Genomic DNA, 21,255 nt, shown 5'->3' on the forward strand with positions numbered 1-21,255 from the left:
ACAGGCTAGCTTAAGCCGCCTTAATGATTACAAAGGTAAAATATTATTTGCTTTACAACACAGAATCTTTGTGGCTACAGACAAAAGTATCTAGGCCTCCGCGGCCATGAGCGGGGCAAGCCATGTGCGTGAAGGGCCTATACGAGCGATATGCAATTTATTCATAACCTCCACTGCGCTGGACAAAAAACAAATCCGAAATCTAACATCCGATATCCGAAATAATTATATTCGCCCTCATGAAAGGTCTTGGCAAACTCATCTGGCGCTTTGTAAAAATATTCGTTATCGCGTTTGTGGCTATCAGCCTGTTTTGGGTGATCTGCCTGCGCTTTATCAACCCGCCTATCACCTGGCTCATGCTTACCCGTGGCTTTGAACGTAAAGCCGACGGCAAGGAATGGAAAATAGACAAAGAATGGCGCGACTTTGATGAAATTGCCGACGGTATGCCCCGCGCCGCCGTTGCCGCCGAAGACCAAACCTTTATGGAAAACCATGGCTTTGATTTTAACGCCATTCAAAAAGCTATCCAAAAAAACTCAAAAAGCAACAAGCTTATAGGCGGCAGCACCATATCACAACAAACAGCAAAAAACGTTTTCCTGTGGCCGGGTCGCTCATGGGTGCGTAAGGGTTTTGAGGCTTATTTTACGTTGCTGATAGAGATCTTTTGGAGCAAGAAACGCATTATGGAGGTTTACCTTAATGTAATCGAAATGGGTGATGGCATTTATGGCGTACAAGCGGCCTCGCAGGCCTATTTTCATAAAGATGCTGATAAACTTACGCGCAGGCAATGCGCGGCTATTGCCTCTATATTTCCTAGTCCGTTAAAATGGTCGGTCACTAACCCCAGTCGTTATGTAGCGCACAGGCAGTATTTGATATTGAAGAATATGAGAAGATTAGGGCCGTTGGATTTTTAACGATCTATCTTTCTCAAAAACATAAATACCTTAACCTAAACAATTAAACCATGCTTATCCCCCACGACTTCGACGCGCAAAAGGAATTACAATATGAGCTATTGCCGAACGAAAAGCTACTTTGGTCGGGCAAACCCAAAACCGGCATCCTATTCAGGCCGAGCGATGCCTTGATGATTCCCTTTAGTTTGTTATGGTTCGGCTTCGCTATATTTTGGGAGACAACCGCGACAGCAAGTGGTGCGCCTTTTTTCTTTACCCTATGGGGAATACCTTTTATTTGCGTTGGCTTTTATATCAGCATCGGTCGCTTTTTTTTCGATAAAAAGAACCGCGATAAAACAACCTATGGCATAACCAATAACCGGGTAATTATAAAATCGGGCGTATTTAAATCTACGGTCGAATCGTTCAACATCCGCAACCTGGCTAACTTAAGCATCAGCCAAAAAAGTGATGGCAGCGGCACAATAAAGCTCGATTCGGAAAGCGCGCTTGCGGGTTTCTATATTCAGGGCTGGCCCGGAAACCGTGCTCAAAAACCGGCACCCGCGCTTGAGTTTATTCCGGATGTAAGGAATGTTTATAATTTGATATTGCAGCAACAGCACCAACCGGCAAACTAGCCTATTGCTTTAAGCGTTGGCAAACCTGTAAAATGGTTTCGCTGACAGGCTTAAATTCAATGCCGATAGCTTTTTTTATCTTGCTATTATCGAAGTTGCGCACTTCGCTGGCGGCTTTGGCAGATACTTTATCAATGAATGGTTTACCACGGGTGATCAAAGAAACAACGCGGGCCAGGCGCCAGGCGGCTTCCATCATCCAGGGTTTGGCCAGTATGGATGGCGGCGCTATGCCGAAGCCTTGAGCAATTTCGGCAGTAAGGCTTTTATAGTCACGATTCTCGGCGCTGATAATGAAGCGTTCGGCGGTAATATTTGTAGCCATCAAGGCTATCATGCACTTGGCCACATCCTGTACATCAACAAAACCGGCTGTACCTTGCGTGTACACTTTCAGGCCTTTGCGTACGGTTTCAAATAACTCACCGCTACCCAAAACACCAGCATCCGGCCCAATGATCAATGATGGGTTAACGATCACGGCGTCCAGTCCTTCGGCAATACCGCGCCATACTTCCATCTCGCTTTCAAGCTTTGATATGGCGTAGCCGTCGTTCTCTTTATCAATGTCTAGATGTTGATTCTCGGTGATCATTTCGCCCGGTTTGGCGGTGCCGATAGCGGCTATGGAGCTGGTATGCACAAGGCGGATGCCCAGATCATTACACAGATCAACCAGGTTAGCAGTGCCGTTAATATTGACCACTATCATGGGTTCCTTATCAGCTTGTTTAAGCGATACCCAGGCCGCGCAATGATAAACCTGCGTAACGCCTTGTAAGGCTTCCTCCAGGGCAAACACATCCAGCATATCAGCTTCCACCCACGCTATCTGCGTATAAGGCTGTAACAAGGCTGGGATAACCGATGTGGCCCGCTTAGTACAACGCACCTGTGCGCCGGCATCGGCCAATTGCTTAGCTACTTCAGCCCCTAAAAAACCTGTTGCGCCTGTTACCAGTATCATATAGATGTGCAGATGTGCGAATATGCAGATGTGCGGATGTGCAAATATGCAGATTGAGGGCGGGATGTGCAAGGTTGAAAAACATGCAGAGAACTATGGTGTAGCGCCCCCACTGACAAAACCGTGCCACCAAAAAATCCATACACCTGATAACGAGCGCTGTAGCATGCTACACCAGGTGTAGCAGTGTAGCGTGCTACGCATACGGCGCTACACTGCGCCCTATTTTACATCCGCACAATTAAAAAACATTTGCACATCCGCACATTTGCATATCTGCACATCTCAATGCATATTTGCACGTCTGCCTATTCGCAGATCAAAAACTATGTCCCTATCCGATTTCTTTACCCCGATAGACCTCAATAAGATCATGCCCAAAGCAGGTTACTATACCAGCCACATGGGTAGTAAGATCGCGCATTATTCGGGCGAGGAATTCCCGGATATGGACCAGGAGTTTAACATAGCCATCATCGGCGTGTTAGACGATCGAAACGCCGTTAACAATTCAGGCTGCGCCTTGGCTCCCGATTACGTGCGCGAAAAGCTGTACCAGTTGCATGAAGGCGCGTACGAAACCAAAATTGTCGACCTGGGTAACATCCGCCAGGGCGAAACGGTAACCGACACCTATTACGCCGTAAAAACCGCAGTAGCCGAACTGATCAAAAAGGATATTATCCCCCTCATCATCGGCGGCGGGCAGGACCTTACCTATGCCCAATACCTCGGCTATGAAACCCTTGAGCAAAAGGTTGACCTGGTAGTAGTTGATTCGCACTTTGACCTGGATGATGATGAGAATCTGGACAGCATAGAAACCACCTCAACCTCGTACCTCAATAAAATTTTCCTGCACGAGCCTAATTACCTGTTCAATTACAGTAATCTGGGTTACCAAACCTTTTTCGCCAGCCAGGATAGCTTGCGGGTAATGGAGAAGCTGTATTTTGATGTACACCGCCTCGGCGCCCTCAGCGGCAATATTCAAGTAGCCGAGCCTATCATCCGCAATGCCAATATGGTAAGTTTTGACGTCAGCGCCATCCGCTCAAGCGATGCCATTGCCAACGCCAACGCCACCCCGAACGGCTTTTACGGTGAAGAAGCTTGCCAGATATGCCGCTATGCAGGCTTCAATGATAAACTGACGTCGATTGGTTTTTACGAGTTTAACCCGGCCTATGACAATAATGGGCAAACCGCGTCCTTGCTGTCGCAGATGATATGGTATTTTATAGACGGGGTGTATAACCGTAAGAAGGATTTCCCGCTGCAGCCAAAATCGCAGTATTTGATCTATAAAACCAGCCTCACACATGAAGACCATGAACTGGTATTTGTAAAAAGCAAAAAAAGCGACCGCTGGTGGATGCAGGTGCCCTACCCAAGCGGCGGCTCAAAAAACGAACGCTTCCACCTGGTGCCCTGCCAGTATGATGATTATAAAACCGCAACCTCCGGCGAAATGCCCGATCTTTGGTGGCGCACATATCAAAAATTGAACTAATAAGGCAATGCAATCCCTTATTATGCGTTTAGGGATTGTACTTTACAAATTACATGAAAAAATTATTCTTGCTGATAACGGCCATTATACCATCGCTGGTTTTTGCCCAGTCAACTCAACGTTTTACGATAAACAGCCAGGTTGGCAAACTAAACGCGCCGGCCCGGGCTTACCTTATCTATAGTTTTGGCGCCACGCAGATGCTTGATTCGGCAGCTATTGTGGATGGCAAGTTTACTATAAGCGGAACTATAGTTGACCCTGTGCCGGCGTTCCTGGTCATTGCCCATAACGGTGAGCACATATCGACCATCGACCCAAAAAAGTCTGATGTGATCAGCTTTTTTATAGATAAGGATACCACCACCATAAAAGGTGTTAAAGATTCGATTTATGCGGCAGAAGTCATCAATTCGCCAATTAACGCGGACAATAAAGTACTGACTGTACAGCTTGATCTTATTGGTAAGGAGGCCGCCGCTGTAACGGCAGAATTTGACCGCGCTACTGCACAACAAAAGACTTCGGAAGAATTTAAGCGTACCATACAGGATAAGTACAAACCGCTTCGGTTAAAGCAGGAAGCCCTGTTATCTAACTACGTTAAAACCCACCCTGATAATTATTTTAGCCTGTACGTTTTGCGTATGCTGGCCCAACGAGGCAACCCCACCGAAGTTGGCGAGCTGTTAAATTCGCTTTCGCCGGCTGTAAAGGAAAAAGAGTTAGCTAAAGAGATAAAAAGCGCAGTTGATGTTGCGCTGGCCACGGCTATTGGTTCGATAGCGCCGGATTTTACGCAGAACGACGTTAATGGCAAACCTATCAAGCTATCATCCTTCCGTGGTAAATATGTGTTGTTGGATTTTTGGGCATCATGGTGTGGCCCTTGTCGCGCCGAAAGCCCTAACCTGGTGCGCGCTTATAATAAATTCAAAACTAAAAATTTCACTATACTAAGTGTTTCGCTGGATAAACCTACTGATAAAGAAAAGTGGGCTGCGGCTATTTATGCCGATAAGCTATTCTGGACGCACGTGTCCGACTTGAAATTTTGGGACAACCAGGCGGCGCGCCTTTACAAAATTGCTTCTATTCCGGCCAGTTTCCTGCTTGATCCTGATGGCAAGATCATTGCGCGGGATTTGCGTGGTGCTGAATTGGATGCGAAGCTGGCGGAGGTGCTAAACCCCACCCAACCCTCCCCAAAGGGGGGGGGCTAATTAAGCCTTCAATAATATCGTTTGTTACTCCTCCCCTTCGGGGAGGCCGGGAGTGGTTACTGCAAATACTTTCCAACTATCGGCATCCTTCTGCCCATACCAAACGCTTTAGGCGATACGCGTAGTATCGGCGGCGTTTGATAGCGTTTATGCTCAGCCGAGTTAATGAGTTTAATGGCGCGGGTTACTGTTTGTTCGGCGTAGCCCATGGCAATGATCTCGGCCGGTGAACTGCGGCGCTCTACGTATTCATAAATTATTTTGTCAAGCACATCATATTCCGGTAGTGAGTCTGAATCTTTTTGATTAGGTCGCAATTCAGCTGATGGTGGTTTAACGATGGTATTTTCGGGGATGATCTCGCCATTTCGATTGATGTATCGCGCCAGCTGAAACACCTGCGTTTTATATACATCGCCAATAACAGATATACCGCCGCACATATCGCCATACAAGGTACCGTAGCCTACAGCGGCTTCGCTTTTGTTGGAGGTGTTGAGCAATATGTAACCAAATTTATTACACATAGCCATCAGCACCACGGCACGGCTACGCGATTGGATATTCTCTTCGGCAATGTTAAATGGCAGATCTTTAAACTGTGGCGACAGGGCCGCCTCAAAAGAATCGGTGATAGATTTTATCGCGACAGTTTCTGATAAGCAACCTAAGTTTACTACCAGATCCTCGGCATCTTTTATAGAATGGTCGCTCGAAAATTTTGACGGCAGCAAAACGGCCATCACATTTTCCGGCCCCAAAGCTTCTGCGGCAAGTGCGCATACTACTGCTGAATCAATTCCGCCAGATAAACCTAATGTAGCCTTTGTAAAGCCTGATTTGTGGAAATAGTCGCGTATGCCTAATATCAATCCCTGGTGTATTTGGGCGATATCTGAATCGCGTTCGGCTTTTGCGGTTGATGGATGATCGAATGTAATAGCGCCGTTATCGCCCAAAGTATAATAGGCCATCGCTTCGCTAAAGTATGGCATTTCATCAACCAAGTTACCTGCCTTGTCAAACACCAGCGAACCGCCATCAAATATCAACTCGGTTTGCGCGCCTACGTGGTTAACGTATAGCAAGGGCAGGTTATAACGGCTGGCATTATCTTTCAATATCGCTATTCGCTCTTCATCATGATTATAAGCAAATGGCGATGCCGCTATGTTGATCATCACGTCCGGATTCTGTTTGATCAGCGTATCCATCGGGCGGGTAATGTACAGCGGGTTCTCTATCGTATTCCACAGATCCTCGCAAATGGTGAGGGCTATGCGTTTGCCTTTATAATCTATACAGTTAAACTCTGTTGATGGCTCAAAATAGCGGTACTCGTCAAAAATATCGTAATTAGGCAACAAAGCCTTATTTACTATGGCTTTCACTTTTCCGTTTTCGATAAAGTAGGCGGAGTTGTTCAGATCCTTACCTTCGGGTTTAAGGTTGGGTATAGGCAGGCCTATTATGCAGGCAATATCCTTACATTCCACAGCTACCTGTTGAGCCGCTTCTTCGCATTGCTTAATAAAAGCGTTAAACTCCAGGAAATCCCGCGCGGGGTAGCCGCTTATACATAGTTCGGCAAATACCACCAGGTCGGCGCCATTTGTTTTGGCTTCGCGGATATGATGTATGATCTTAGCCGTGTTCGACTCAAAATTACCGATATGATAGTTAAGTTGGGCTAGTGCTATTTTCATATGTTTTGTAGAATAGAAGTACCGGCATTTGCACCTTAGTGCAATAATAAGCTAATTTTGTTGAAAGTATAAAAATGATAACAAGCTACCATAACATCAAACCTGTTTTTTTATTTTTTTTAGCGGCGATATTGTTTGCATCCTGTAATAACAACGACAAAATAGATGTAAGCAATATAGACATTGATGTAAAGATCGAACGCTTTGACCGCGATCTTGACGCTATGCGGACAAAACCCATGGCCCAACAGGCCGCCTATATGCAAAAGCACTACGGGGCATTTTATGCTGATTACATTCAACAAATGCTGGAAGCCGGTAGCGTAGCCGATACGGCCTACTTCGGCCTGATGCGCCAGATATTTGCCGCGCAGGCTTATAAAGATCTGAAGCACGATGTAGATTCTGTATATCCCGGCGATATGGAGAAACAGAACGAGGAACTGACCGATGCCTTTCGCCGCATTAAATATTATTATCCGCAGAAAAAAACGCCCAAAGTGTACGCCTACTTTTCGGGCTTTAAAGCGCAAACCGTTATTGGCGAAGGTTACGTGGGTATAGGGTTAGATCTGTTTTTGGGTGCTAACTCCAGATTTTACCCGGCTTTGGTTGAAAACTTCCCGCGTTACATATCGCGCCGCTTTAATGCGCCTAATATTGCGCCACGCATTGTGGAAGGCATAGCGCGTGAAGAGATGTTTCCGGAGAACGATAATCAAACTACCCTATTGGATAAAATGATATATAACGGCAAGATATTGTACTTTATGGATAAGGTGCTGCCGGATACACCCGACAGCCTGAAGATAGGCTATACGCCTAAACAACTAAAGTTTGTTACCGATAACCAAGCCAACATTTGGGCCTGGTTCCTGGAGCAAAACCTGCTGTATGAAACCGACTATCAGAAAACACAAACCTATTTAAACGAAGCACCTTTTACCCCGGGCATTGGCACGCAGGAGGATTCGGCACCCAAACTAGGTAGCTGGACGGGCTGGCAGATAGTACGAACCTATATGGAGAAAAATCCAAACGTAACGCTGCAACAATTGATGGCCAACAGCAACGGACAAAAAATACTAAACGACAGCAAATATCGCCCTAAATAAAAAAGAGCGTTAGGGATTACCTAACGCTCTTTTTATATGCTTTTGGTTTTGAAACTATTTCTTATCATTCATAATAGCGAACACTGCTTTTAAGCTGATGATGGTACCAATTACCAAAATAACGTTAGCTACAGCTGATGCGTATTTAAAATCGGCAAAACGCAGGTATACGCCAACTAAACCAATAATGATGGCAATAGTTAAAAGTACGTAATGACGTGTATCGTTTGCATTCTCCATTGTGTTCATAATGCTCTATTTTTTGTTTGCCACAAAAATATAAATGTTTACTGAAAAACTAATATTGTTTTGAAGTTTTTGTTGACAAGATTTCGCAAAAAAACAAATTCGAAATTGAACATTCGAATTTCGAAATTTTCTACACCTCTCCTTCGCGCTTGCGAAGCAACCATTCGGCACTTAACAGCAAAGCTATAATAGCAAACAACCATTTCACGTCAATCATATCGCTGTAGTGCTTATCCTCGTAAACCAGCGTTTTCACGTTCTCGTTTTTGCGAATAAGATCAGCTATCTGGTTTATCTGCGATGTCTTCAACATTTTACCGCCACTTTGCTGCGCAATGTTGTTCAGCAACTGGTGATTGGCCATACTTTGGCGTATCTCCAGGTTTAGCGGTTTAACGGTTAGCTGGCCCGTGGCCGTGAACGGGCGCGTGCCTAGTTTGGTGGTGGCCGTATAGTTGTATTCGCCTACAGGTAAAGTGCCTGCATCCAGTTGGTAGCTTTGTCCGCTACGCGTGAATAAAAAACTATAGTTTTTACCGTCGGTGCTTTTCAGATCCAGTTTAACATCGGGCACATTGGTTAGGTTGAGCGCATCGTTGTATAGTTCGGCGTTGATGAGCACATGCTCACCTTCGTCAAATATATTTTTTGATGGATAGGCTCTGAAACGCTGCCTGTCGGCATTTGCGGTTAAGTATTGCACGCCCTGGCTAAACAGTTCTTCTACCGCATGGTGATTGCCATAGGTTTCAAACTCCGACAGGTGCCAGCGCCATAAACCTTCGCCTGTAAGTACACCTATCCGCCTGCCATTGTCATCGCCGAAGGCCAGTAAGGGATACGAGGTAGCCACCGCGCCGATGCGTTGTTTAAACAACACCGCGTTAGCTGCCGCGATTCCGTAATTGCCGAACGGTGCCATCAGCGGCGGCATTTTGTTTACTTTCTGTATAGTAGAATCAGACAGTGTAAACGATGCAAAATCATTAACCGGCTGCGCAAAAACCTCCTGCATCTGGTATTGATTAGTACTCACCGTTACCATTTTTTGGCGGGCGTTAAAACTGCGGATATCGGCCTGCGCACCCAGCACATACCACAGCGGTGTTTTGTATTGGGTTAACAGATCGCGCAGCAAAGCAAACGCATCCGATGTCGGCTGATACAGGATCACCAAACTATAATCGGCCCATTTAACCGCCGAAGCATCGGCCAGTTGTAAGGATTTAAACTCGTAGTTTTTGTTGCTTTCTATAGCCTGGCGGATTACCGTAATGTCCGGGTGCGTGGCATCATAAACCAGTAATACCTTTTGGCGGGCATCCAGCACTTCTATATAAACCGTTTCGTTATTGTTTTGAGCGGATAGTTCGTTTTTTACCGGCGCTATGCTGATATTAAGTTTATGGATGCCTTTTTTATCAGCATTCAATTTTACCGGGATAACTTTTTTAAAGGCGTTGCCGCTTACCGGGATGTTTTGGCTGTGTACCTGCCTGCCGTTATCGGTAATGCTGAGGCGCATGGTTTCGCCATTACTTTGCCAGGCTTCGGCCAGCACCTCTATCTCATAATCATTACCCAGGAAAGCCGTTTTATTGTAGTTAACGTTGCTGATGAGCAGATCGCGGCGAGCAATGGTATCGCCCAGGGCAATGGTGTAAAAGCTAGCTTTAAGCTTACGGGCTTCGTATTGCGGGTCGGCACCTTGGTTGTACAGGCCATCGCTTGCCAATATTACAGCGCCGATGTTTTGGTTTACGTAACTGTCGTTCAGTTTGCGTAAGGCAGCTGCGATATCGGTTTGTTTGCCGTTGAAGGTTTTGGAAAGGCCGTCATGCAGGTCGCGGTCAAAGTTAACCTCGTGTACTTCGTAATCATCGCCCAGTTGGTTTTTCAACTTAGCCAAATCGTCCACCATCGCGACAGCATTAAAACCCGCCGGCTTAAAGGTATTTACCGATTGGGAATTATCCTGCGCCACCAACACCAAAGGCTTTTGAGGCTTATAACTTAACGATTGTACTAAAGGCGAAACCAGTAACAAGGCAATAAGGAAAACGGCTATGGCCCTACCTGCCGCCAAACCATACCGGTATTTTTTATCCAACCCTATAGGCTGCCTGTACATTAACCACGCATACAGCACGCCCAGCAGCAGGCAAACAGGTGCCCACCAGCCCGAAACAGTTCCCCAGGTTATTGAAAATAGCAGCATTTGTAGGTTGTACATGTGGTTGTACGTTATACGTGGTACGTTTTACGTTATTGCAAAATGCGAAATAATTGTGAATGTTGGGTGGGGATTTGTGTATCAATTCGGATATTAAACTACCAACCTCCATCGGGCTTTTGTGGCCCGTATTTGATATCTCGTTTAAGAAAGAATGCTTTAAGCATATCAAACTTTTGTTCACAGGTCTCCATCGGACGCATTTTGCTCGAACTAAAATAATACCTGTTGCATCCAAAGCATAATTCAATATACTGCGTTACCCGTCCTTGACTATTGATAAACAGAATGGCATTTCTGGGTTGATAACAACTATGGCCGGCATCTGCAACTGTAACAGTAACTTCTTTCACGGGAGTACGACCAACGTTATATAAAATACGGGTTAATGAATCGATACCCTTAGGAGTTAATAGTCGGCTTTCTATTATTTTACTTTCATCTATCGCAAAATTATTTACACTTAGGGGCGTGTATATTCTACTAGTATCAGCAAACGAAACCAGTCTTATCTGAACAGCATTATTAAACGGAAAAAAACTCAGGCGTTGCTTAGCACTATACTTTTTGCTATCGAAACATTGGTATTCTTTATCTGCGAGTTTATTTACCAACGCCCACTCTTTTGCAGTTTGAGGTAACTTTTGCTGACGAGGTAATGGCTTCGTTTGAGCGAAGGTTATTAAGGGGGCAAATAATAAGAGTAAGGTTAGTTTATACATCGATTCAGGTTTAAACAAAAAGAGCATATTTGTATAACAAATATGCTCTTTTAATATCAATTTATCAGGCCTTTGCGCTCATGCTTCGACGGAGCTCAGCATGACATCCGGCGCCCGAAAAATCCGAAATTGAAAATTCGAAATCCGAAATCTAAATTACAACATCCCACCATCAACCGGGATAACCTGGCCGGTGATGTAGGTTGCCATGTCTGAAGCTAAGAAAACGCAGGCGTTGGCCACGTCGTCAACTTCGCCGGCGCGTTTAAGCGGGATGCCTGCTTCCCAGCCTTCAACCACTTTAGGGTCAAGCACGTCGGTCATTTCGGTGCGGATAAAACCCGGGGCAATAACGTTGGTACGTATGTTACGTGAGCCAAGCTCCTTAGCCATTGACTTGCTGAAACCAATGATACCGGCTTTTGATGCCGCGTAGTTGGCCTGACCAGCGTTACCATCAACACCCACAACCGAACTCATGTTAATAAACACACCATCGCGGTTTTTCATCATAATTTTTGATGCCGCTTTGGTTACGTTAAATATAGATTTTAGGTTAACGGTTAATACGTCGTCCCATTGCTCTTCGGTCATGCGCATCAGCAAACCATCTTTGGTAATACCGGCGTTGTTAACTACAATATGTAAAGTGCCAAAGTCGGCAATAATGTCGCTTATCAGTTTTTCGGCTTCGTCAAATTTCGAAGCGTCGCTGCGGTAGCCTTTTACAGTGGTACCAAAGCTTTGCAGTTCCTGCTCTAAAGCTTGTCCTTTTTCAACAGACGATAAATAAGTGAAAGCCACATTAGCGCCATGCTCTGCAAACTTCTCGGCAATTTTGCGCCCAATACCTTTTGATGCTCCGGTTATTAACGCTGTTTTTCCTTGTAATAATTTCATAAAACTTTTCAGAATCAGTTACGGGTGCCGAAGATAAGAAATTTGGGTGAAAAGTTGATGAAAGGGCTCACCGTTTTAGTTTCCTTTGCGAGAGGCAGGGTGCGCAAGCCTTATGCTCAATTTCTATTTTCCCTCCGGCCTTTGCCACGGTACGCTACCACCGCGTTGTACCTGCTTCATCAATAACTGGTTCATGGTGCGGCGCATGGCCAGGTTACTATCCGCCAGGTTATGCTTTTCAAGGGGATCTTTAACCATATTATAAAGCTCGAAGGGTTGTGTTGGCGTGTTCTGCATAAATTTAAAATCACCATTAATCACCGCGTCGGATGTTTTGCCGCCGTAACCGCCGCCTTCCCTGCGGGTGAAGAACAGCGGGCGGGCGGCCAGCTTAGCGTTGTTATTTTGCAGTACCGAAAGAAAACTTACACCATCCAACTTCTGCGCAGGCGTTACACCAGTCACTTCCGCCAGCGTCGGGAAAATATCCATATGCATCAATCGTTCACTGTTAACCGAACCTGCCTTAACTTGATTTGGCCAAACCACCAAAGCCGGCACGCGGATGCCGCCATCATACATGGTGCCTTTGCCATCGCGCACGTTACCGTTGTTGGCACCCAGGTCTATCTGTCCGCCGTTATCGCTTACAAAAACGATGATGGTGTTATCATATACACCTTTTGCCTTCAGGTTTTGTATTACTTTACCTATACCGGCGTCCATGTGCTCAATAAGGGCAACCAATTTTGCGCGCTTGTCGCTGATGCCGGGCTGGCGGGCTTTTACTTTGGCCAGGTAATCATCAGGCGGTTGTATAGGCGCATGGGGGGCGTTATATGCTAAGTATAAAAAGAACGGGGTTTCCTTTTTTTGTTGGTTGATATAATCTACAGCCCACTGGGTGAATATATCCGTGGCGTGACCTTCAGGCGTAATAACCTTATCATTTTCTCGCATAAAGTTGATCCCGTTGCGGGTGTGTTTCCAGTAATCCTCCATCATATCGTCTAACCAACCGCGGAAATAATCGAAACCTTTTTGATTAGGCAGGTTAGGCGATTCGAGGCCAAGGTTCCATTTACCTACAATGGCGGTTTTGTAATTGGCTTTTTTTAATAAAGCCGGCAACAGTTGTATACCCGGTGTCATAAACCCGAAGTTATCCTCCAGCTTATTGCGGATCAAGCCCGGCACACCCACCATTTGCGGGTAACGCCCCGTCATAAGCGAAGCCCGGCTTGGCGAGCACACCGGCGAGTTGGAATAAAAGTTGTCAAAACGCATACCCGCGCTGCATAGCATATCAATATTTGGCGTGCGCACATCGGGCGTATGGTAATAGGATACATCGTGATACCCCAGGTCATCGGCCAGGATAACCAATATGTTTGGGCGCGATGCTTTTTGCTGTGCTAACAACAAAAGCGGGCATGCCAACAGTATGGCTAATAAAAATCTTCTTTTCACTTTATAAATGGTTTACACCAAAGTAACGAAAAATCATTTTATGCCACTTTTGTAAATGACATGTTACGCTTAGCTGCCGCGATATTAATTCCCACCCATAAATACCTTTTTTATGGCTTCCAGGTATCCATAACCGTATACGTTATCGGGTTGCAGGTAACTGGTTTCGGTCCATTCGTTCCAACTGTTTATGGTTATCAATGGCACTTGCTTAGGGTGCGCGTCGGCAAAATCTTTTGCGGTTTGCAGGGCTTTGGCAAAGTTGGCCGGGGTATTGTTTTTCATTACCGCGCTGCGGCTGGTACGCGGACTGTTATCCCAACCTATACTAACATGGGGATAGTAAACAAACTCAAAATCTTTATCAATGCGTGCCCACTCATTTTTCACGCGCTCCATTATACGGTTATAATCATCATCTACATTTGTAAAGTGTACAAACTGGTAATGCGTAGCGCTGGTGAAGCCCAGCTTTTTTACAAATGCATTTTCGGGCGCGGTGGTTTTGCTGCCATCAAACCCACTATAATTTAAATTTTGCGACCACATGGTTAACTGTAACTCCAGGCCCGGGAAACCCGCCCGTTTGGTTTCTTCTTTAAACCACTTTAGCGCCGCGGCAGCCTGCTCAACTCCACCCAGGCCGGTTATCAGTTGCGGTACATCGTATATCATAAACACCGGCTTGCCGTCTATTTTATAATAGTTGGGCTGTTTGAAGTATTTTTCGATGTTGCGCCTGCATATCTTTTCAAACTCATCACGACTTACCTGCCCCCGCCATATCACGTTATTTTCGTTGTACTTGTTCAGCCGGGTATCCCAGGTGTTTACTACATCGTGGTTGGCCCACATCAGGTAAAACTTCATTTTACTATTATTATTGGCCTTCAGAAATCCGTTATTAAGCGTAGTTTCCATAAACGGGCGACCATCATACCAGTACCAATCAAAAATAAAAACGTTAACCCCGTGTTTAGTGGCCTGGTCTATCTCCATTTCCATTACGGCCGGGTCGGCTTCGTTGATGGTGCCCCATAGCGGTTTGCGGTTCCAATAATGGCCGGGATTACGTTGTTGCATATTAGTGACCGTTTCCCACTCGCCAATGCCCGATGGCCAGAACGGACGCAGCCGCGGATCATCATTAACATAAGCCGGGTACAAAAAAGCGGCTATATCATATTGCTTTTTAGTTTGTGTATGGCTTTGAGCAACGGCCTTAACGCTTGTAAAAAAGACAACAATAGGCAATAGCGAAAACAGCCATGATTCTTTAATTTTCATAATTGGTAATGTGGCTTTGGGCACCCACTTAACAAACTTATAATTTGAATGAAAAAGAACTGTCATGCACTGTCCGTGCCCTAAGGTATATTTAAACTACTACCAAAAGTAGAATCAGCTGTCTATATGATAAACTGTTATGGCTTGACCATACCAGCGAAAACGATAGCGTAAATATTACCTGCTACACAACAGCATTGCGTTTTTAATTTTATATTTTGCAACAACCATTTTATAAAGCATTACATTATGAATAATGATCAGTTGTCGCGCCGCCGCTTTATCAGCACGGGTGCCATTGCCGCTGCGGGGCTTATCACTTTGTCGAAAACATCGTTTGCAGGTTCGTTTTTTAGCGGGGCCGATAAACCAGATTCGGTAGTTAACGGGGTGTTGATAGGTGTTACCACCTACTCGTTCCGCAATATGAAGGTTACTGCCGAAGATATGCTGCAGTACTGCATCCAATGTAATATAAGCGGTGTTGAACTGCGCGGCGATGCCGCCGAAGCTTCGCTTGGTGCCCCTAAAAAAGCCACAGGTCAATCAAACGCCGACTATGCCAAAATTATGGCCGACTGGCGCACCGGTTTATCAATGGATAAGTTTAAAGCCATGCGCAAAATGTTTAACAAAGCCGGTGTTAAAATTTATGCCTACAAACCGGTGGTATTCGGTAAAAACAATACCGATGGCGAAATTGAATACGCCCTGAAAGCCGCAAAAGCCCTGGGTGCCAAACATTGCAACTGCGAAATGCCTGAGCATGATGATGCCCAAACTCAACGTATTGGCGATCTGGCCGCCAAACATAAAATGTATGTAGGCTATCACGCCCACACACAGGCTACACCGCAATTGTGGGATACCGCCCTGGCACAATCAAAATACAACGCGGTTAATTTGGATATTGGCCACTTTATTGCCGGTAACAACCCCGATGTGGTTGGTTTTATTGAGAAATACCACGACCGTATTACCAGCATGCATATTAAGGATCGTAAAGTAAATAACGGGCCCAACACCCCATTTGGCGAAGGCGATACACCCATTAAAGATGTATTACTGCTGATGAAAAAGAATCGTTACAAGTTTGCAGCTACCATTGAGCTGGAATATAAAGTACCTGCCGGAAGCGATGATGTGAAAGAGGTAAGCAAATGCCGCGAGTATATAGCTAATATATTGAACGCGTAACTAGCGCTTTATTTTGATGTGATATAGCACGGGGCTCCTACGGAGCCTTTTGTTTTACATATCCATATCTATAAACACGTAGCTCCTAACGGAGCTGATTTTGGTGGTAGGTAAAAATCGGCTCCGCTAGGAGCCTCCTGTTTATAGCAAGATGAATAGTTGATAACAGGCTCCGTAGGTGCCTCCTAATCACAACCTGTCCTTAATTACCAAAGTGCCTACAACCACATCATGCAGGCATTGTTGTTGTTTATTGAAGAAGGCGTATAGATACCCTACAAATAGTGTTAGTATGGATAGCGTCTTGGCCAGGTTCCGGCCAAACGCGTGGCCCGTGCTGAGGCGATTACCCTGCATATCGCATACGCGTATTTTCTGTAATTGCTTGCCGTAGGTACCTTGTTTGGCCGAGCTTTCCATCACTACGTTGTATATAAACTTTACTGCCGGGATGATACCTAACAAGCTCAAAGCTGCTGTGAGTAGGGCCATCTTACTTTCTAAAAACAAGGTTACAATGAACACCATTACTGTGCATACCAGTGCCACCAAAAACCAATCTATCGCGGCAGCCAGCAGGCGTTGGTCAAAACTGCCATAGTATTGAAAGAACACCTCTTTCTCAAAACCGAACAGCTGACGCAGCTCGGCGATCTCATGAGCCTCTTTGTAGTCGATCATGGTATCGGTTCGCACAAAGTCGCCGGGCTTGATGCGGCGGGCCTTCAGCTCATCCATAGTGAACGGGCCTGCGGGTTTGCCGTTTATTACGAGGATATAGGTGTTTGTAGTTTCTTGCATCAGGCCTAAATTAACACTAATATTTGGTTTGGGTGCGCCACTTTTAAAGTGGCGCAGGTGGCGCACCTAAATTTCATAAAAACCTAATAATCAATATTTTAATCAAAAAAGCGGCGCAAAGCGGCGCACCCCGTTAATTTACAAACCGCTACAAATCAACACTTTAAATATTGGCAGAAAAAACACATCAATAAAGTGGCGCACCCTGATCGGTTGACAAGTCCTGAAAAAAGTTTACACTATTTGCTAATATACATAAGCCAGCGGCCCATCCTTAGCCACCAGTACAGACCATCCCGGCTTTGAACCTACTGCTACGGCTGCGATAAATTTATCGCGGATGTAAATGCCAACTTCTATTGACCCGTCGTCTTTGGATTCTGTCCATTCGGTGCGGATGTCGCCTTCCTGTTGGATGGGTTTAATATTGGCTTCTTTAGAAAGGTATTCTTTAGGGTTTAGAAATGGCATATCTTCTTCGCGCCAAAAGGATGTTTGTGGTGCTTCCTGTTGGTTGTACAGCCATACATCGCCAACTGTATCTTCGCTCTCCATTAAATAAGCATAAGCTACGCGGCCATCGTCATGTATTTTGAGGGAGTAGTGTTTATCAAACTCGCAGGGGATTTGGGTGGTGAAGGTGGACATGATCAAATTACTGTGAGTGTATGTTGTCATGCTGAGGCTCTAGAAGCATGCGGGCAAAGGCCTTTACGCTCATACTTCGACGCAGCTCAGTATGACATTCTTATCAGTTGTTATACTTTTACTCCCATCATCTCCCTATACTCCGCCTGCAACTCCAGCAAACAGTTGGCACACATGCAGCCTTCGTAATTCTCGCTGATGTATTGCACCTCGTTTAGGGTTAGTTGTACCACGCTGCACTGACATTTGGTGTACGAGTTTGCCTTACACTCAATTCGGGTGCCGCAGCGGTCGCAGGGTATAAGTTCGTGCTTTGTCATCTATATTAAGATAACAAATAAAGCGGAATTTAGAAGCTATAATTCAAAAATAAATTACCGGCTACCGAACCAAATCCCGGCGTAACATACGTACCCGTCATGGTATTTGCCTGCACACCGGTAACGCTTAAGCTATATCTGCCCTGTATACCTATACTTATGGCATCGCTAACAGCAAAATTAAAACCCAGCTTAGGGCCAAAATAAGGTAGTTGCGTACTGCTGGATGAGCTTGAATTAAAGCCCATGCTTTCTACCACCGCCGTGTTCGACGAGTAAATATAGCCACCATTAAGGCCCGCGTAAATACTTGCTCCCGGGGTTAACAAAAACTCGTACGCGGCGCCGGCATACAAGCCTACCCCGTTAAAGTTACCTATAGTAATGGTGCCCAGACCAGGTTGGGCAGGGTCAACTTCGCTAACGGCTTGTTTAGGCTTTAATTGCCTGTAGTCTACAGTAGCCGAGAAGATAAAATGATTCCATCTGCGAGAGACGGTAAGGCCAAGTGTAGGTGCGCCTTTATAATCTGTTTTTAAATCGCCTTGCGGTGCTTCAAAACCGCCGTTAAGGGATAGTGACCATCCTTCGGTAGGCAGGTAACCGCCCGCGGAGCTTCCTGATGAACTTCCGTTTAACAAATCGCCATCGGCGTTAATGCCTGCTCGGCGTTGTGCCTGCGCTTGTAGGGAAAATAAAAATAAGGTAGAAACTATCGCTAAAGGACAGCAAAGGCGTTTAAGGTTAATTAGCATGTGACAGGTTGTATTTACGCGTCTAAAATAGCATAAATTATTTAACCTAAACTAAAAAACTTTCTGTAATATATTGGCGACAAGTGTTTTTGATCAACCAATATTACCTGAAACAAAAAAGCCCGAAAGCTGGATTAACCAACTTCCGGACTTTGATATATGTAGGAGACGCAAAACATTGCGCCTCTACGGTTTTATGCAGAACAAGTAACGCAGCCTTCTTCCATTGAGCAGGTTGGGCCTGCTGGTATTTCGTCGGCAACTTGTTGTACCACTTCCGGTATAACAGGGTCCATATTTTTGCCGCCCTGGTTCTCCACGGTAAATTTAACCGCTTGCGATGCCGCTTGTGTACGCAGGTAATACATGCCTGTTTTAAGGCCTTTTTTCCATGCGTAGAAGTGCATTGAAGTTAATTTAGACGCGTTTGGCGAGTTGATGAACAAGTTCAATGATTGTGATTGGCAAATGTATGCACCACGGTCGGCAGCCATATCGATGATATCACGCATTTTGATCTCCCATACAGTTTTGTACAAGTCTTTCAAATCTTGTGGTATCTCGGCAATATCCTGGATAGATCCGTTAGCACTGATGATCTTATCTTTCATCGTATTATCCCATAAGCCTAAATTCACTAAATCGCGCAGCAAGTGTTTGTTAACGATGATGAACTCACCACTCAATACGCGACGAGTGTAGATGTTTGAAGTGTATGGTTCAAAGCACTCGTTGTTACCCAAAATTTGCGATGTAGATGCAGTAGGCATTGGCGCTACTAACAGTGAGTTACGCACACCGTGGTTCATTACATCTAAGCGCAGGTTTTCCCAATCCCAACGGCCGCTATCCGGTTTTACGTTCCACAGATCAAACTGGAACTGACCTTTTGATAATGGCGAACCTTTAAAGGTTTCGTAAGCGCCATCGGCAATAGCCAAGTCTTTTGAAGCAGTCATTGAAGCGAAGTAGATCGTTTCAAATATTTCTTTGTTCAGTTGTTTAGCTTCAGGGCTTTCAAACGGCATACGCAGTAATATGAAAGCATCGGCCAAACCTTGTACACCTAAACCAATAGGGCGGTGGCGCAGGTTTGAGTACTCGGCCTCTTTAACCGGGTAGTAGTTATTATCAATGATCTTGTTCAGGTTTAAAGTAGCCTGGTAAGTCACTTCATATAGTTTCTCGTGGTCAAATTTACCTTCGCGCACATAACGTGGCAAGGCTAATGATGCCAGGTTACAAACCGCGATCTCATCTGCAGAGGTATACTCCAAGATCTCGGTACACAAGTTTGAGCTTTTTATCGTACCTAAGTTTTGCTGGTTTGATTTGCCGTTGGCAGCATCTTTATATAACAAGTAAGGTGTACCGGTTTCTACCTGAGCGTCCAATACAGCAAACCATAATTCCTGCGCTTTGATCACTTTACGTGCACGACCTTCTTTCTCGTATCTTTTGTATAGTTTTTCAAACTCTTTACCGTGGCAGTCAGCTAAACCAGGTGCTTCGTGCGGGCAGAACAAGCTCCAGTCCTCGTTAGCTTCAACACGTTGCATAAACAAATCGCTTACCCAAAGAGCGTAGAATAAATCACGTGCGCGCATCTCTTCTTTACCGTGGTTTTTACGCAGGTCTAAAAATTCAAAGATATCTGCATGCCAAGGCTCTAAATAAATAGCGAAAGCACCTTTACGTTTACCACCACCCTGATCTACATAACGTGCAGTATCATTAAATACACGCAGCATAGGGATGATACCGTTGCTGGTACCGTTAGTACCGCTGATGTATGAACCTGTAGCACGTACGTTGTGGATGCTCAAACCAATACCACCCGCGCTTTGCGAAATTTTAGCGGTTTGTTTCAAGGTATCGTAAATACCGTCGATGCTGTCATCTTTCATGGTAAGCAAGAAACATGACGACATTTGTGGTTTTGGTGTACCTGCGTTAAACAGGGTTGGGGTAGCGTGGGTGAACCAACGCTCGCTCATCAGGTTATAAGTTTTGATGGCGCTGGCAATATCCTCTTTGTGGATACCTACCGATACACGCATGAACAAGTGCTGCGGGCGCTCGGCAATTTTGCCATCTAATTTTAATAAGTATGATTTTTCTAAAGTTTTGAAACCGAAGTAATCAAAACCGAAATCGCGGTCGTAAATGATGCTGCTGTCAAGCTCTTCAGCATTTTTTTCAATGATCTGGTAAACATCGTCGGCAAGCAATGCGGCATTTTTACCTGTTTTTGGGTCAACATAGTTGTACAGGTTACGCATGGTTTCTGAAAACGATTTGATGGTATTTTTGTGCAGGTTAGACACGGCTATACGCGAAGCCAGCAAAGCGTAATCAGGGTGTTTGGTAGTTAACGAGGCAGCTGTTTCTGCAGCCAGGTTATCCAGCTCGGACGTGGTTACGCCATCAAATAAACCCTCAATTACCTTTTTTGCCACATCCACAGGGTCAACCAGTGAAGGGTTTAAACCATAGCACAGCTTCTCGATGCGTGCGGTTATTTTGTCAAATTTAACTGACTCTTGCTTACCGTCTCTTTTTACTACAAACATTGTTTTACGCGATTATTGACA

General features: G+C 45.2%; 19 protein-coding genes. 6 read left to right on the top strand and 13 right to left on the bottom strand.

The window, feature by feature from the left end; all coding sequences use genetic code 11:
* The first annotated feature begins 239 nt into the window (after positions 1–239).
* Positions 240–929: a monofunctional biosynthetic peptidoglycan transglycosylase gene (mtgA, locus tag AC59JT_RS18140; protein WP_497401691.1), complete on the top strand. Its 690-nt coding sequence runs from the start codon at positions 240–242 to the stop codon at positions 927–929.
* A gap of 50 nt (positions 930–979) precedes the next feature.
* On the top strand, positions 980–1,555 hold the full coding sequence (locus tag AC59JT_RS18145) for a PH domain-containing protein (protein WP_497401693.1): 576 nt from the start codon (positions 980–982) through the stop codon (positions 1,553–1,555).
* 1 nt (position 1,556) lies between these two features.
* Here AC59JT_RS18145 and AC59JT_RS18150 read toward each other — a convergent pair whose 3' ends face one another.
* The gene (locus AC59JT_RS18150; RefSeq protein ID WP_497401695.1) at positions 1,557–2,522 is read right to left on the bottom strand and encodes an NAD-dependent epimerase/dehydratase family protein; all 966 of its coding nucleotides are present in this window, start codon (positions 2,520–2,522) and stop codon (positions 1,557–1,559) included.
* A gap of 328 nt (positions 2,523–2,850) precedes the next feature.
* Between AC59JT_RS18150 and AC59JT_RS18155 the strand changes: the two genes are divergently transcribed.
* Positions 2,851–4,035 (top strand): formimidoylglutamase, encoded by a 1,185-nt coding sequence (locus AC59JT_RS18155; RefSeq protein WP_497401697.1) that lies wholly within the window; start codon positions 2,851–2,853, stop codon positions 4,033–4,035.
* A gap of 53 nt (positions 4,036–4,088) precedes the next feature.
* A complete protein-coding gene (locus AC59JT_RS18160; RefSeq protein WP_497401700.1) occupies positions 4,089–5,258 on the top strand; it encodes a redoxin domain-containing protein in 1,170 nt (389 codons plus the stop codon).
* Between the two features lie 56 nt (positions 5,259–5,314).
* Here AC59JT_RS18160 and AC59JT_RS18165 read toward each other — a convergent pair whose 3' ends face one another.
* Positions 5,315–6,964: an NAD+ synthase gene (locus tag AC59JT_RS18165; protein WP_497401703.1), complete on the bottom strand. Its 1,650-nt coding sequence runs from the start codon at positions 6,962–6,964 to the stop codon at positions 5,315–5,317.
* A 74-nt stretch (positions 6,965–7,038) separates the two neighbouring features.
* Here AC59JT_RS18165 and gldB point away from each other — a divergent pair, with 74 nt between their 5' ends.
* Positions 7,039–8,079: a gliding motility lipoprotein GldB gene (gene gldB / locus AC59JT_RS18170; RefSeq protein ID WP_497401707.1), complete on the top strand. Its 1,041-nt coding sequence runs from the start codon at positions 7,039–7,041 to the stop codon at positions 8,077–8,079.
* Positions 8,080–8,133: 54 nt separating this feature from the next.
* Here the strand turns inward: gldB and AC59JT_RS18175 are convergent, their stop codons facing one another.
* From AC59JT_RS18175 to AC59JT_RS18200, 6 genes are all read right to left on the bottom strand, one after another.
* Positions 8,134–8,319 carry a hypothetical protein gene (locus tag AC59JT_RS18175; RefSeq protein ID WP_497401710.1) on the bottom strand — a complete coding sequence of 62 codons (186 nt, stop codon included), beginning with the start codon at positions 8,317–8,319 and terminating at the stop codon, positions 8,134–8,136.
* A gap of 139 nt (positions 8,320–8,458) precedes the next feature.
* Entirely contained in the window at positions 8,459–10,561 is a 2,103-nt protein-coding gene (locus tag AC59JT_RS18180) for a hypothetical protein (RefSeq protein ID WP_497401712.1), read from the bottom strand.
* Between the two features lie 98 nt (positions 10,562–10,659).
* Positions 10,660–11,283, bottom strand: coding sequence for a hypothetical protein (locus AC59JT_RS18185; protein WP_497401714.1), 624 nt, complete (start codon positions 11,281–11,283; stop codon positions 10,660–10,662).
* Positions 11,284–11,439: 156 nt separating this feature from the next.
* Positions 11,440–12,183 (bottom strand): 3-oxoacyl-[acyl-carrier-protein] reductase, encoded by a 744-nt coding sequence (gene fabG, locus AC59JT_RS18190; RefSeq protein WP_497401716.1) that lies wholly within the window; start codon positions 12,181–12,183, stop codon positions 11,440–11,442.
* A 123-nt stretch (positions 12,184–12,306) separates the two neighbouring features.
* Positions 12,307–13,653, bottom strand: coding sequence for a sulfatase-like hydrolase/transferase (locus AC59JT_RS18195; protein WP_497401718.1), 1,347 nt, complete (start codon positions 13,651–13,653; stop codon positions 12,307–12,309).
* Positions 13,654–13,737: 84 nt separating this feature from the next.
* On the bottom strand, positions 13,738–14,940 hold the full coding sequence (locus AC59JT_RS18200; protein WP_497401720.1) for a glycosyltransferase WbsX family protein: 1,203 nt from the start codon (positions 14,938–14,940) through the stop codon (positions 13,738–13,740).
* Between the two features lie 249 nt (positions 14,941–15,189).
* Here AC59JT_RS18200 and AC59JT_RS18205 point away from each other — a divergent pair, with 249 nt between their 5' ends.
* Positions 15,190–16,137: a sugar phosphate isomerase/epimerase family protein gene (locus tag AC59JT_RS18205; protein ID WP_497401722.1), complete on the top strand. Its 948-nt coding sequence runs from the start codon at positions 15,190–15,192 to the stop codon at positions 16,135–16,137.
* A gap of 189 nt (positions 16,138–16,326) precedes the next feature.
* Here AC59JT_RS18205 and AC59JT_RS18210 read toward each other — a convergent pair whose 3' ends face one another.
* From AC59JT_RS18210 to AC59JT_RS18230, 5 genes are all read right to left on the bottom strand, one after another.
* Positions 16,327–16,938: an RDD family protein gene (locus AC59JT_RS18210; protein ID WP_497401724.1), complete on the bottom strand. Its 612-nt coding sequence runs from the start codon at positions 16,936–16,938 to the stop codon at positions 16,327–16,329.
* Between the two features lie 246 nt (positions 16,939–17,184).
* On the bottom strand, positions 17,185–17,616 hold the full coding sequence (locus tag AC59JT_RS18215) for a hypothetical protein (RefSeq protein ID WP_497401726.1): 432 nt from the start codon (positions 17,614–17,616) through the stop codon (positions 17,185–17,187).
* An 80-nt stretch (positions 17,617–17,696) separates the two neighbouring features.
* Positions 17,697–17,906 (bottom strand): cysteine-rich CWC family protein, encoded by a 210-nt coding sequence (locus AC59JT_RS18220; protein WP_497401728.1) that lies wholly within the window; start codon positions 17,904–17,906, stop codon positions 17,697–17,699.
* Between the two features lie 29 nt (positions 17,907–17,935).
* Complete coding sequence (locus tag AC59JT_RS18225; protein ID WP_497401731.1) at positions 17,936–18,661, bottom strand: hypothetical protein; 726 nt, start codon at positions 18,659–18,661, stop codon at positions 17,936–17,938.
* Between the two features lie 194 nt (positions 18,662–18,855).
* Positions 18,856–21,234, bottom strand: a complete 2,379-nt coding sequence (locus AC59JT_RS18230) for a ribonucleoside-diphosphate reductase subunit alpha (RefSeq protein WP_497401733.1) — start codon at positions 21,232–21,234, stop codon at positions 18,856–18,858.
* Positions 21,235–21,255 lie beyond the last annotated feature (21 nt).

The sequence above is a fragment of the Mucilaginibacter sp. A3364 genome, assembly GCF_059690715.1.

Excerpts from the sequence above, each read along its gene's own strand:
- AC59JT_RS18230 (WP_497401733.1), bottom strand. The coding sequence starts at position 21,234 with ATGTTTGTAGTAAAAAGAGACGGTAAGCAAGAGTCAGTTAAATTTGAC.
- AC59JT_RS18155 (WP_497401697.1), top strand. The coding sequence starts at position 2,851 with ATGTCCCTATCCGATTTCTTTACCCCGATAGACCTCAATAAGATCATG.
- fabG (WP_497401716.1), bottom strand. The coding sequence starts at position 12,183 with ATGAAATTATTACAAGGAAAAACAGCGTTAATAACCGGAGCATCAAAA.
- AC59JT_RS18160 (WP_497401700.1), top strand. The coding sequence starts at position 4,089 with ATGAAAAAATTATTCTTGCTGATAACGGCCATTATACCATCGCTGGTT.
- AC59JT_RS18220 (WP_497401728.1), bottom strand. The coding sequence starts at position 17,906 with ATGACAAAGCACGAACTTATACCCTGCGACCGCTGCGGCACCCGAATT.
- AC59JT_RS18180 (WP_497401712.1), bottom strand. The coding sequence starts at position 10,561 with ATGTACAACCTACAAATGCTGCTATTTTCAATAACCTGGGGAACTGTT.
- AC59JT_RS18150 (WP_497401695.1), bottom strand. The coding sequence starts at position 2,522 with ATGATACTGGTAACAGGCGCAACAGGTTTTTTAGGGGCTGAAGTAGCT.
- AC59JT_RS18225 (WP_497401731.1), bottom strand. The coding sequence starts at position 18,661 with ATGCTAATTAACCTTAAACGCCTTTGCTGTCCTTTAGCGATAGTTTCT.
- AC59JT_RS18165 (WP_497401703.1), bottom strand. The coding sequence starts at position 6,964 with ATGAAAATAGCACTAGCCCAACTTAACTATCATATCGGTAATTTTGAG.
- AC59JT_RS18215 (WP_497401726.1), bottom strand. The coding sequence starts at position 17,616 with ATGACAACATACACTCACAGTAATTTGATCATGTCCACCTTCACCACC.
- AC59JT_RS18205 (WP_497401722.1), top strand. The coding sequence starts at position 15,190 with ATGAATAATGATCAGTTGTCGCGCCGCCGCTTTATCAGCACGGGTGCC.
- AC59JT_RS18175 (WP_497401710.1), bottom strand. The coding sequence starts at position 8,319 with ATGGAGAATGCAAACGATACACGTCATTACGTACTTTTAACTATTGCC.
- mtgA (WP_497401691.1), top strand. The coding sequence starts at position 240 with ATGAAAGGTCTTGGCAAACTCATCTGGCGCTTTGTAAAAATATTCGTT.
- AC59JT_RS18185 (WP_497401714.1), bottom strand. The coding sequence starts at position 11,283 with ATGTATAAACTAACCTTACTCTTATTATTTGCCCCCTTAATAACCTTC.
- AC59JT_RS18145 (WP_497401693.1), top strand. The coding sequence starts at position 980 with ATGCTTATCCCCCACGACTTCGACGCGCAAAAGGAATTACAATATGAG.
- AC59JT_RS18210 (WP_497401724.1), bottom strand. The coding sequence starts at position 16,938 with ATGCAAGAAACTACAAACACCTATATCCTCGTAATAAACGGCAAACCC.
- AC59JT_RS18200 (WP_497401720.1), bottom strand. The coding sequence starts at position 14,940 with ATGAAAATTAAAGAATCATGGCTGTTTTCGCTATTGCCTATTGTTGTC.
- gldB (WP_497401707.1), top strand. The coding sequence starts at position 7,039 with ATGATAACAAGCTACCATAACATCAAACCTGTTTTTTTATTTTTTTTA.